The organism is Vibrio sp. THAF64 (assembly GCF_009363455.1).
In the GTDB taxonomy this organism is placed as follows: Bacteria; Pseudomonadota; Gammaproteobacteria; order Enterobacterales; family Vibrionaceae; genus Vibrio; species Vibrio coralliilyticus.
Genome location: NZ_CP045355.1, coordinates 2,824,286 through 2,836,178 on the forward strand (window position 1 = coordinate 2,824,286; position 11,893 = coordinate 2,836,178).

The window sequence follows — 11,893 nt, forward strand, 5'->3', positions numbered from 1 at the left end:
TAAGAAGCAATAATCAGGGAAAGAAAAACAAAAAAGCCCCGTAGCACACAATGTGTGTCTACGGGGCTTTTTAAAACGGCGTCTATATAATCTTTCGCTTACTTAATTAGAAAGATAGGAAGAAGCCAGCGATTGTCGCCGCCATTAGGTTAGATAACGTACCAGCACAAACCGCTTTAACACCCATACGAGCGATGTCGTGACGACGGTTTGGTGCTAGGCCACCTAGACCACCTAGTAGAATCGCAATTGAAGAAAGGTTTGCGAAACCACATAGAGCGAACGAGATAATAGCAGCTGTCTTAGTAGACATTACTTCACCTGTTGCTGGAACAACTTGTGCTGCGTCACCAACGTAAGGTACGAAGTTTAGGTAAGCTACGAATTCGTTAACAACCAGTTTCTGACCGATGAACGAGCCAGCAAGCGTTGCTTCTTCCCATGGCACACCGATTAGGAATGCTAGAGGCGAGAAGATGTAACCTAGTAAAATTTCAAGTGTTAGCTCAGGCATACCGAACCAACCGCCAACGCCACCTAGGATACCGTTGATAAGTGCGATTAGACCGATGAACGCTAGTAGCATTGCACCAACGTTTAGAGCAAGCTGTAGACCTACAGAAGCACCACCAGCCGCTGCGTCGATAACGTTAGCAGGCTTGTCGTCACCACCGTCGATGTCAGCGCCTAGCTCTTCGTCTGGAGCGTCAGTTTCTGGCTTGATGATCTTAGCGAATAGTAGACCACCAGGTGCAGCCATGAATGATGCAGCAACTAGGTACTCTAGAGGAACACCCATAGAAGCGTAACCAGCTAGTACACCACCAGCAACAGAAGCTAGACCACCACACATTACAGCGAATAGTTCAGATTGCGTCATCTTAGGAACAAACGGACGAACCACTAGAGGTGCTTCAGTTTGACCTACGAAAATGTTCGCTGCTGCAGACATAGATTCCGCACGTGAAGTGCCAAGCGCTTTTTGTAGACCGCCACCAAGAATCTTAATTACCCACTGCATAATACCTACGTAGTAAAGTACAGAGATAAGTGCAGAGAAGAAGATTAGCGTTGGAAGTACTTGGAACGCGAAAATGAAGCCAATACCGTCAACTGAGAAGTTAACTAGGCTGCCAAATAGAAAACCAGTACCGTCTTTACCGTAGTCGATTACATTCTGTACGCCAGCAGAGAAGCCAGCTAGAAGGTCACGACCCCATGGTACGTAAAGAACGAAACCACCGATGATGAATTGGATAGCAAATGCGCCACCCACAGTTCTTAGATTGATAGCTTTGCGGTTATCAGACAGTAGTAATGCAATTCCTAGCAATACTGCCATACCGACTAGGCTCATAAACAGGCTCATAGTTTATGATTTCCTTATATGTTATTTGTTGGCGTGTTACAAAATGGAGCTCTAAAGCGGAGGCAATTATACTCATCCGTCCAATGATAAAGTAATGCTGCCTTCACAGTTTCTAATAAGATTCATCATGCGTTCACTCATTTACGTGAAGAAGATCACCCTTCTCTATTCTGTAAATCATAAAAAGAACATTTTCTTTAGAAACTATTCACAAATACCGAACGCCGAATTGCTATTTTTCCAAACGTTTTCAGCAATCGTTTGCTCATTAATATCCTTCAGCTTTGCGAGACAGGACAAGGTTTGAGCTAACATTTCCGGATGATTAGGTTTGCCTTGGTGCCCGTAAAGAGGCATGTCCGGTGCGTCCGTTTCCAGTACGATACATTCGATGGGTAAGTTCATCACCGCTTGGCGCGTTTTCCGTGCTCTTGGATAAGTGATAACGCCACCGATACCAATATAAAAACCCAACTCGACAAATTGCATTGCCTGCTGATAGCTACCCGAAAAACCGTGTAAAACTCCACCGTAAGGAAATTTATGGCGCTTCAGCAACTGAAGAACCAAATTGTGGGTTTTCCTCGCGTGGAGGATCAGCGGCAACTTGAGTGTTTTCGCCAGTTCAATCTGAGCAATGAACACCTGTCGTTGTATTTCTTCGTCAACATCGACCATCGCATCTAAGCCACACTCACCAATGGCTTTACAACCTTCAAACTTTGTTTCAAACAAAGTGCGTAACTCAGGTAACTGTTGCTGACTATCTTTCGTTAAAAAATAGGGGTGCATACCCAGCGCAATGTAAAGAGATGAATATGAAGAAGACAGTGAGATTAATTGCTGCCAATTGGAGGGGCCAATTGCCGGAATCATGAACCGCTCAACGCCTGCTCGCATTGCCAGTTGCAGTTGAGCCGAGAAATCATCTGAAAAAGGGGCGAAATCGAAATGACAGTGGGTATCAAAAAGGCGCATTATCGCTGCGCCTTTTTATTGGATTGAGAAGCTTGGTGAACGGGATCTGTGCGATAAGGAACACAGCTGCGTTTATTCTCCGGTGTCAGCCCCATCGACTGACACCACTCATCGTATCGCGTAATCCACTGTTTAAACCAAGCTAGCATCTGTTGATTCCTTTATTGCTCTTCGCGTTTAAAAACCAATTCGGTCGGCGAAGACTCATCCTCAACAAAATAGTAGTCTGCTGTATCAAACTTAGTCAGGTCCGCAACGCTCTCGATACGATTCTCAATGATGTATCGTGCCATCATGCCACGCGCTTTCTTCGCATAGAAGCTGATCACTTTGTACTGACCATTTTTGCAGTCTTTGAAAATTGGCGTAATCACCTGAGCATCCAGTGATTTTGGTTTTACAGCTTTAAAGTACTCGTTTGAAGCAAGGTTAATCAGAACATTATCACCCTGTTCTGCAATGGCTTGATTAATCTTGTCAGTAATCACATTACCCCAGAACTGATACAGGTTACTGCCTTTTTCATTGGCAAGTTTCGTCCCCATTTCCAGACGGTAAGGCTGCATCAAATCAAGCGGTTTAAGTAAACCATATAAACCAGACAACATACGTAAGTGCTGTTGAGCATAATCAAAGTCATCGCCTGACAAGCTTTGGGCGTCTAAGCCAGTGTATACATCGCCTTTAAAAGCCAGAATCGCTTGGCGTGAGTTCTCCGTCGTAAACGTCTCACTCCACTCCTGAAAGCGGCCAACGTTCAGGTCAGCGATCTTATCACTGACTTTCATCAAGCTAGCGACATCGGCAGGCGTCAGCTTACGACAGACATCAATCAGTTGTTTTGAATACTCGATCAGTTCTGGCTGAGTAAATTTCTCTGTAGCCAGTGGAGATTCGTAATCTAAGGTTTTCGCTGGTGAAACGACGATTAGCATAGCTTTACTCTATTCGTTCTGTTTTTGTTGGCTATAGATTACAAAAAAAGCCATGCAATGTCTGCATGGCTTTTTGAATCGTTTTAATAGAGATTGGCTATTAATCTTTTTTGCTCTGATCCCAGATACCATCCTCAAGCTGAGATTTCAGCTCAGGAAAATCGTTCGAATCAAATGTTGGCACTTTGCCTTCTTTTAACTGACGGTTGTAATCTTTCGCCAGCTTAATCACGATGCCAGAAAGAAGCAGAATCGCCACCAGGTTGACAATCGCCATCATACCCATAGAAACATCTGCTAATGCCCAAACGATAGGTAGTGATGCAACAGCACCAAACATCACCATCGCCAGTACAACCAGACGGAACACGCCCAGGCCTGCTTTATGGTTATGCTCAAGGAAAATAAGGTTTGTTTCCGCGTATGAGTAGTTAGCAATAATAGACGTAAAGGCGAAGAAGAAAATCGCTACGGCTACAAAGATACCACCCCACGAACCCACCTGAGAGCTCAACGCTGCCTGAGTCAGTTCAATGCCCGTGATCTCACCATGTGGTACGTACTCACCGGACATCAGGATAATTGCCACCGTTGCTGAACAGATCACGATAGTATCCATAAACACACCTAACATCTGAACATAGCCCTGAGACGCAGGGTGTGGCGGATAAGGTGTTGCTGATGCCGCTGCGTTTGGCGCAGAACCCATACCGGCTTCGTTTGAGAACAGACCACGTTTGATTCCGTTAATCATTGCTTGTGCAATCGCGTAACCTAAACCACCCGCCGCTGCTTCTTGTAGGCCAAAGGCACTCTTGAAGATCAAGCTCAGTACAGCCGGCAACTTGTCGATGTTCATAAACATAACGAACAGTGCCAATAATAGGTAAAGCAGCGCCATGGCAGGAACAATCATTTCTGCTACGCGAGCGATACGCTTGATACCACCAAAGATAACCACAGCAGATAACAAAACAACGGCAATACCAACATAGGTTTCATCCCAACCAAATGCCGTATTCATTGCACCAGCAATTGAGTTAGCTTGAACCGCGTTAAATACCAAACCAAAAGCGATGATCAGGAAGATAGAGAACAATACGCCCATCCAGCGCATACCCAAACCTTTCTCCATGTAGTACGCAGGACCACCACGGTAGTTACCGTCATCATCTTTGGTTTTGTACAACTGCGCCAATGTACTCTCGGCAAACGACGTTGCCATACCCAGCATGGCAATTAGCCACATCCAGAAAATTGCACCTGGGCCACCAGCCGTCAGAGCAACAGCAACACCCGCCATGTTACCTGTACCCACACGGGCAGCTAGGCTAGTACACAAAGCTTGGAATGATGAGATACCCGCTTTATCCGCTTTACGGCTGTTCTTAAGTACCGAAAACATGTGGCCAAAATGGCGGAACTGGATAAAGCCCAGTCTGAATGTGAAATACACACCGACACCGACTAGGAGATAAACAAGAATAGAGCCCCAAAGTAGGTCATTCATCAAATTAATTAAATCTGTCATAAGATCCTCGTAGTGAGTTTTCGCTGATCTCTGCTTCCCAGCCTTCCATCCAGTTGCAAACCAAGTGTCAATTCTGCTCAGTATTATTGTGTAATTATTGTGCAACTCAGATATGTAAAACGCGCCTCATGCTTCCATTTTACGTACCAGCGTATTTTTTGACGGGCGGATAATGCAATCAAGAATATCAAAAATCAATATGCAACCTAACAAATAACATTGTTATTTTTCACTATAAAATCACCATTAGTTAACACAAAAAAGAACATAAAAACCACAAATACAGAACATTAACATTAAAATTTAACAACAATACAGAACAGGCAACTCCATATGAAATCACATAGCCTCAAATATTTGACACTCCTTTATCACCAAGGACTGAGAGAAGAGTTTGCCCAGACAATCAATTCACAAAATCTGTTACTCAACTGCTCTAAATAAATCTAATTGCATAGCAAAACGAACCGCTGTTTTTTCACACACTGCGTTAACATTCATTTCTTAAGAATTTAATCGTTTTCGGTAAGTCGTTCGAACAAAAAAACATCAATCAACGCCCATTTTTCTGTGAAGCAAAGTCTAAAACAGCGTGAAAACTTCATTAAATCGTAACAAATGAGAAACGAATCAAAGTTACTCTCCAAACGGAATGGTATTTAAACAGTACCCCTTCAAAGAGTAATAATTAAAAGAGGTAGCTTATGGAAGGCTTAAACTTTGAAGAAATCATGGAAATGGATTTTCCAAAAACTCGGGCAACACGCTCAAAACCTGCAAAGCGTAAATGGCGTGAAATCGAAGCAATAAAGGACAGGCAGAGACTTCAACGCGAATTAAAAGATATGGACATCGGATTCGACGATATCGACAACCTAGATTACTGACATTAAAAAAGAGGCGTGGTTGGAGTATATAGTAAAAAGAATGTCTATTCGCGTGTGAGTGAGTGACAGCCCTTTAATAGCAATGCTTCTTATGAAACTTATAAGTGTACATACTATGTATAATAGTGTGTACGCTTTTTTGTCCCTGAAGGCTTAGCAAGGAGATGGCCTCACTGCGTGAAACCCTCACCCTGCCAAAAGGGTACTCAAGGGGCATGATGGTAAAGTAAAATAATAAAGCCACTCCTGACGCTCGCGCAGCTCACTACTCGCTAGGCATTTATGATTTTTCTTGACCATCCGCTGAAACACATTCTGGACAGAAATCATTTAGGATTAATGTTGAACTCAACACATTTTGGATAAAGAAACATATAAAATTGTGGTCAATTTTTCTCAGCCACAATAGTTGAAACTTCCCTTTTCGTTGGGGAAAAGAGGATTGATTGTGTTTATCCTCTTTTACTCTAAAGTGTCCGCTATTTCCCCTTCATTTCTACTCTATTTCGCCAAGTTTTTTCATCCCTTTATTTTAAAAATAATTACCAACACTGATTAAACTAGATGGAGCATGATTATGCTAGAAGGATTTTATCGAAAAGAAGGTGATGCGATCCGATATTGGGTCAGAGATGAGCACAGTGATGCCGAAGTAAATTCAATCTGTGAGCTGAAATCACTCCTTGATGCATTAGATTTAGCCACCGTATTTAATCTTCAGAACTTAACCCTTCATGTTAGTCAGAAGTCTTATTTCAATTATGTCTATCGCGGCGACTTTGCCCATAACGACGGACATAGATCCACTTATCATCTGGACAAGTGGACAACAACATTGAATGAAAGAGTTCTTGAGAATCAGAATGATCAATTTGAACGAGCACCTAAAACCGTCGACGGCGGCTGTGACATCATTTTAACGGTTCGGGTTCCTGAAGCCCATATTCGTAACAAGTGGAAGAGTGACACAAAGCTTTTACTCGGACTCGACCCATTTGCAGCCTTTGAGGGCAAAGATGCAGCCTCTGAGAATAAAAAACTTTGTTTAAAAAGCTGGAGCGACACTCATATGATAGGCAAGTCAATGAATGCTAGCGCCCTTACCCAGTATGGCTCGCCATTTGAAGATTGCACAAAATTATATGCTGGTCTGCTGCATGGTATTGGTGGTAAACCTTTACAAAAGAGAGAGCTGGATGATTGGCTGGAAGCAATGAAACATAACAGTTCCCCATCTAAACCATTTGTTCTACTCGCTCCATCTGTAACAATCGGTAGCTTGGGGAGAGTTGTCAAACAATGGATGGGTATATTCAAAGATGGTTCCGGAGAAGAACGCTTAAGCTGGATCCCTCTTTCTGAACTGGTGACACTTGATGAATTCTGGGATGCCATGTGTGATACCGGTAAAGCCCATGAGGCTATATACTCCACCGGCAAGTTATTTGGTGATGATGAGTGGTAATATAGAAGGCGATGAACCATGATATACGATGAGAATACCAAGACGCTGATTGTCAGTAAAATTTTATATGAGCAAATTTTTCCCGCAGCAGACAGCAAAAAACCACTTGTCAAATTGTTACCAGTGGAGAAACAAACGGCAGCTTCGATAAAAGCTTTACTTAAAGATGCGACAACCCAGACCCAACTACTGGCCTGCTTAGAACAAAAACTGGGTTGTTCTATCCACAAGATCATTCATCCGAATTCTTGCATAGATGCAGAAACCAAAATTAAGGCTTACACTGATAGCACTTATTGCCAGAAAGATATTTTATTAAGGCTGAAACAAGTATTTTTACACCAGTACCAACTACTGAGAGTCAAGGATGGGGTGAAATACTACGATACTGAATCCATCGGTAGTAATACTGAATGGATTGTCGCCATCAATAATTTAATACCTGAAGAAGATGATTTAACGCGCTACTTTAATGTGATACCTGATAAATCAAATAGTGGTATCTGGGGTAAAGTCTGTCGTCTTATCGCACTGGCAAAAATGGATCAGCCCTATTATGCCAAAACGAAAGAGATAACCAGAGATTTAGGCGTTACAGATGAACTTAAAGCGGTTCAGGCATTACACAAATACTACTATACAGATAAACATATCATGTATGACGATGTATCTTGTAGCTCACAAATCTATACAGATTTCAATTACCGGATGATTTTCTCCGGTGACTGCACCTATGAAGATCTTAAAAATCATGTTGTGTTGGAGTCCGGATCTTATATTTTTGATATTGTTGGTCATTCAGTGAAGGTTGATGTTCTGAAAAAATTTGATGCTTATAGTGAAATTAAATCGGAAAATATTAGTGAGTTTTTCACGTATGATTCAGATCCTGATAATTACACGGCTGATGAAAAAATACAAAAAGTGAATGCAATTTGGAAAAAAATTAGCTAATTCATAGCAACGCTCGTATATACGAAAACGCCCAAAGTAATTAGCTGTGGGTTTTGTTAATTTACAGTAAATACGGGCAGATCTTGCCTTTTGATAAGCATTATTCATAGTAGATCAAAATTACGTTTACAAAGTGGGAATTATATTCGCTCTAACCAATAATGGGGCACAGGCTTTTCAGGAGAAAAGCCTGTATCAGCAAGCCTCAGCAGTCTGTTTGCTCTGAGAGCCTCAGAGCGTCTTCCAGTTCCACTCCAAGGTAACGAATAGTGTTATCTAGCTTCGAGTGCCCCAGTAAAATCTGTACCGCTCTGATGTTTTTTGTTTTGGCATAGATCAAGGTTGCTTTAGTACGGCGCATGGAATGAGTGCCATAGTAGTCCGCATTCAATCCAAGTTTTACTGCCCAGTTCCTGATAATCGATCGATAGAATGAGTAGCTGATAGGTTGTCCTTTTCGGCGACCACTTGGAAACAAAAAACTGCTTGCCTCTAAGGATGCCGAGTAGATCCATCGGCTAATACTTTGTTGCGTTCTCGGGGTAATCTCGTAGTGGACGTCGGTGCCAGTTTTTTGCTGGATGCATTGAACCCTTTCATAGATTACACCTTGCGAAGAAACATCATATACATGCAGCCTTAGTAAATCACTTGCCCTTAATTTGCTATCAATGGCTAAGTTCAATAGTGCAAGCTGCATTAGGTCGCTTTCAAGCTCTAGCCTAGTTCTAATTCGCCAAATTTCTTCCAACTTGAATGGTCGTTTAATGCCGCTGCATTTTCCTGAAGATAACTTTCTCATGTTGACCTCCTCTTCGATATTATTGGTCAACATAAAGTCTGGCTATAAACTGAAACTGCTCCAGCCTGATAGCCATCGATCACGCAGTCGTTCAGGGTGCTCAGAATCATCCGTGGACATTTCCGAGTTAGTCGCTCAACTAATTTAGCTTCACACGGATAACTTATCTTATTGAAAATTTCTTAGTGTGTTGTCCAGTATTGATGGTGCAGAGCACCTTCAAGAAAATAGAATCACCCCACGGATGGTGCTTTTGATTTCAACTTCATAAATCTCACATAGTAAATGGCACCGTCGCCCGTCGTAGTTTTTATCTTAACTATGTGAGTGATCTTGTTAATGGGGTTGCGAATTTTTAGAAAGTCAAAGTCAAAGGCATTAGGATCAATTTCTAACTTGCGTTGAAGTTCTTCATCAATGACATTGGCCACCTGAGCCTCATGTAAATCAAGAGTGAAGAATAATAGCATCCCATGAGCATCAGTGTGATTTGTATATTCTCTAATTTGTTTTACGGCATCAGTGAAGCTCTTAAACACCTTTGACGGACTTGGCATCTTTTTGTCTTCAGTGGCTTTAACTATCTTGGCCTCAATCATTAACGGATCAGTATCGCAGTACTTAAATTCTATTTTTATATCTAGCCGACCTGTCGATTCATGTGCCTCACCATGCACGCTATAGTCATTCGGACTTTCAAGGTATGTCACTAACTTCTTAGTAAGCGCCACTTCGCCTTTGAAAGCTGAAGACTCGGTTAGGTAGTTTGAAGGGTCTTTGCCAAAGCTTGCTAATCGGTGTTTTATATGAGTTTGCAGAGCATCCAATCTTTGATCATCGCTGATTGCGTTATCAGGCAGTACTAGCGGTGTAGCATCTAGTGCCAGATGGTGATTGTAAGTCTCTAGTAATGTATAGGCAGCATGGAATACATATTTCGGAATTACATCCCAATCCATCTGTTTGTTGTATTCTAGGCGACCTGGAATGCGCCCTCGGTGAATAAACGGGTCATATTTTCTGAGGTCAATGAATGGGGCAGTTTTACGAAGTTCACTTCTGTAATGTAACAAGGTATTCAGATCGCACAGAAAGTATCTAATCAATTTATCAGGCACATACCCTGAATGGGGAGCGATGTTTGCTAAAGAACGACACAAGCTGGTTGCTCGAAACGAAATCATGTCAGCAAATGATGGAAGAGGGATAAATCGCATTATCAGGTAACATTCTATGGATTCCTTGTCATCGGTAATCGTCACTCGGTAGTTCGGAATATACCACTCGTCGTTATAGCTACCTCTAAGCACCTGCTTAACATTGAGTTTTCTATCATCTGATAGTTTCATACCATGAAGGGAGTTTAATACTGAGTGAATACAAGTATGTACGTATTTTTGGGATTTTTGGATATGCTGCGGTATAGGGTGGTCACCGATACACAAATGGTTATCAAGCGTAAACACGTCCAGACGTATAACTTGTTCATTGCAGTGATTTGGAACCTCTGGTGCAGGGACCTTCTTGTACAGATCAAGTACACTTGAGCGGAGCTTATCGATTGAACTCTCAAGGGATGATTCTACGCTGATTGTTAGCGAATTAATCGTGCCAAATTCAAAGTAGCCAAGTTTATTTTCAATGTCGAAAGGTGGATTTAACCTCGGTGCTCTCTCAACTTTGTAAGTAAGGAATCGACCTTTGATATATTGTTTATAGTATTCAGTGCTATATGCCAATGGCTCGGATAAAGCTCGATCAAATTGAATAGGGTCGTTGTAGTCAACTTTGCTTCTTATTTCAATTGTATGAGCACTGGAAGTGCAAATAGCGTAAAAGGCCTCTAAGCTTCCAGTAGGCATAGGAAACTGAAAGCTATAAGCTTCAAGAACAGGTCGCTTGAAAGCACCTGTAAATCCTCCTAACGCTACACAAAATCCGTTTGGAGGTATGATTCCATCATCCACATAATTACTGACCTCTTGATAAGCTCTTTGATATTCGTTTGCCCAAACATAATTAGCTTTATCGCTACAGCCCTGTATTCTTCTCTCAATTTCAGGCAGGATAGATAACGCCATTTTTCTAAAGGGGATGATCGGCATACCCATAACTATATCGTTCACTTACTACGTTCTCGCTCACTTGATAATTTAGGCATATAACATACTACGCTATATGCGTTAATTATCTGATAATTAATGGTAAACTTTTATTTTTACATCATATCAAATCACTAAACTAGATCTTTGAAGTTCACTCAACTAAAAACTAAGTACGGTCTATCTCTTGAGCTAACCATTCAAGATGAGCACGACAACAAGAAATGAGTTAGCTTAACTTTCAATCTGAATATTCATAGAACTTCGCCTAGTGTGGAGCTTTTTTCGAATTAGATTTGGTTATGGGTTTCAATCATGGTCGAAACTCATTTTGGGGCATAGATGAGTCGACTTGACTCAGAGTGACTAACAAAGTCACCAATGCTTGTAGTGTGGTATGCTGTGACTAGTAGTTTACAGGTATAGGCATAGCTATGGAGTCAACGAAACCAAACACAAAAGCTCGAAATGCAAAAATTGAAAGTATGAAGGCAATTAAAGCTGCTTACATGAAGGCTATGGCTGAAGGCAGCATAAAGACCTATCGAGTTACGTGAATCCGTTAACGAGCTCAAGCTCAGGTTGCTTTGTTATTGAGTTTAGGGATAGACTAGACGCTATCAATGACAGCGGGACTTTTTAGTACATTGAAGTCTACTCTGAAGTAGCCGCAGGCCGCGCCGCGATAACCAAAGACCTCCGCATTTTCAATAGCCCGGTTCTCTTCCGCTCATAGAGTATTGACCACAGGTAGCACGTAATAGAGCCACTACAAGTGGCTCATGTCGTATCTGTGTATTAGAAAGCTAAGATTCTCACCTTCAAATTTGCCACGTTCATATACAGTTCGTAACAAGATTTGGGGCATAA

At 41.8% G+C, this 11,893-nt stretch carries 10 protein-coding genes; 3 read left to right on the forward strand and 7 right to left on the reverse strand.

All coding sequences use genetic code 11. The annotated features are described in order from the left end of the window. Window positions 1-106 precede the first annotated feature (106 nt). From FIU99_RS13180 to FIU99_RS13195, 5 genes are all read right to left on the reverse strand, one after another. Window positions 107-1,369 (reverse strand): NupC/NupG family nucleoside CNT transporter, encoded by a 1,263-nt coding sequence (locus tag FIU99_RS13180; protein WP_006957974.1) that lies wholly within the window; start codon window positions 1,367-1,369, stop codon window positions 107-109. Window positions 1,370-1,573: 204 nt separating this feature from the next. After that, window positions 1,574-2,347 (reverse strand): TatD family hydrolase, encoded by a 774-nt coding sequence (locus tag FIU99_RS13185; RefSeq protein ID WP_006957975.1) that lies wholly within the window; start codon window positions 2,345-2,347, stop codon window positions 1,574-1,576. Further along, on the reverse strand, window positions 2,347-2,496 hold the full coding sequence (locus tag FIU99_RS27360) for a DUF5363 family protein (protein ID WP_006957976.1): 150 nt from the start codon (window positions 2,494-2,496) through the stop codon (window positions 2,347-2,349). Before FIU99_RS27360 ends, FIU99_RS13185 begins: the two co-directional genes overlap by 1 nt. A gap of 12 nt (window positions 2,497-2,508) precedes the next feature. Next, window positions 2,509-3,282, reverse strand: coding sequence for a peroxide stress protein YaaA (yaaA, locus tag FIU99_RS13190; protein WP_006957977.1), 774 nt, complete (start codon window positions 3,280-3,282; stop codon window positions 2,509-2,511). 100 nt (window positions 3,283-3,382) lie between these two features. Further along, a complete protein-coding gene (locus tag FIU99_RS13195; protein WP_006957978.1) occupies window positions 3,383-4,813 on the reverse strand; it encodes a sodium:alanine symporter family protein in 1,431 nt (476 codons plus the stop codon). 704 nt (window positions 4,814-5,517) lie between these two features. Between FIU99_RS13195 and FIU99_RS13200 the strand changes: the two genes are divergently transcribed. The 3 genes from FIU99_RS13200 (at window position 5,518) to FIU99_RS13210 (ending at window position 8,119) form a co-directional block, all read left to right on the forward strand. Continuing rightward, window positions 5,518-5,700, forward strand: coding sequence for a DUF3545 family protein (locus tag FIU99_RS13200; RefSeq protein WP_006957979.1), 183 nt, complete (start codon window positions 5,518-5,520; stop codon window positions 5,698-5,700). Between the two features lie 577 nt (window positions 5,701-6,277). Beyond that, window positions 6,278-7,165, forward strand: coding sequence for a hypothetical protein (locus FIU99_RS13205; protein WP_152472303.1), 888 nt, complete (start codon window positions 6,278-6,280; stop codon window positions 7,163-7,165). Window positions 7,166-7,183: 18 nt separating this feature from the next. Further along, entirely contained in the window at window positions 7,184-8,119 is a 936-nt protein-coding gene (locus FIU99_RS13210; RefSeq protein ID WP_152472304.1) for a hypothetical protein, read from the forward strand. Window positions 8,120-8,324: 205 nt separating this feature from the next. Here the strand turns inward: FIU99_RS13210 and FIU99_RS13215 are convergent, their stop codons facing one another. Next, on the reverse strand, window positions 8,325-8,921 hold the full coding sequence (locus FIU99_RS13215) for a tyrosine-type recombinase/integrase (protein WP_069546410.1): 597 nt from the start codon (window positions 8,919-8,921) through the stop codon (window positions 8,325-8,327). Window positions 8,922-9,154: 233 nt separating this feature from the next. Then, on the reverse strand, window positions 9,155-11,032 hold the full coding sequence (locus FIU99_RS13220; RefSeq protein ID WP_152472305.1) for a hypothetical protein: 1,878 nt from the start codon (window positions 11,030-11,032) through the stop codon (window positions 9,155-9,157). Window positions 11,033-11,893: the final 861 nt, after the last annotated feature.

What these genes read in the sequence shown, in the direction of transcription:
- FIU99_RS13180 (WP_006957974.1), bottom strand. Translation starts at nt 1,369, where the DNA reads ATGAGCCTGTTTATGAGCCTAGTCGGTATGGCAGTATTGCTAGGAATT.
- FIU99_RS13185 (WP_006957975.1), bottom strand. Translation starts at nt 2,347, where the DNA reads ATGCGCCTTTTTGATACCCACTGTCATTTCGATTTCGCCCCTTTTTCA.
- FIU99_RS27360 (WP_006957976.1), bottom strand. Translation starts at nt 2,496, where the DNA reads ATGCTAGCTTGGTTTAAACAGTGGATTACGCGATACGATGAGTGGTGT.
- yaaA (WP_006957977.1), bottom strand. Translation starts at nt 3,282, where the DNA reads ATGCTAATCGTCGTTTCACCAGCGAAAACCTTAGATTACGAATCTCCA.
- FIU99_RS13195 (WP_006957978.1), bottom strand. Translation starts at nt 4,813, where the DNA reads ATGACAGATTTAATTAATTTGATGAATGACCTACTTTGGGGCTCTATT.
- FIU99_RS13200 (WP_006957979.1), top strand. Translation starts at nt 5,518, where the DNA reads ATGGAAGGCTTAAACTTTGAAGAAATCATGGAAATGGATTTTCCAAAA.
- FIU99_RS13205 (WP_152472303.1), top strand. Translation starts at nt 6,278, where the DNA reads ATGCTAGAAGGATTTTATCGAAAAGAAGGTGATGCGATCCGATATTGG.
- FIU99_RS13210 (WP_152472304.1), top strand. Translation starts at nt 7,184, where the DNA reads ATGATATACGATGAGAATACCAAGACGCTGATTGTCAGTAAAATTTTA.
- FIU99_RS13215 (WP_069546410.1), bottom strand. Translation starts at nt 8,921, where the DNA reads ATGAGAAAGTTATCTTCAGGAAAATGCAGCGGCATTAAACGACCATTC.
- FIU99_RS13220 (WP_152472305.1), bottom strand. Translation starts at nt 11,032, where the DNA reads ATGGGTATGCCGATCATCCCCTTTAGAAAAATGGCGTTATCTATCCTG.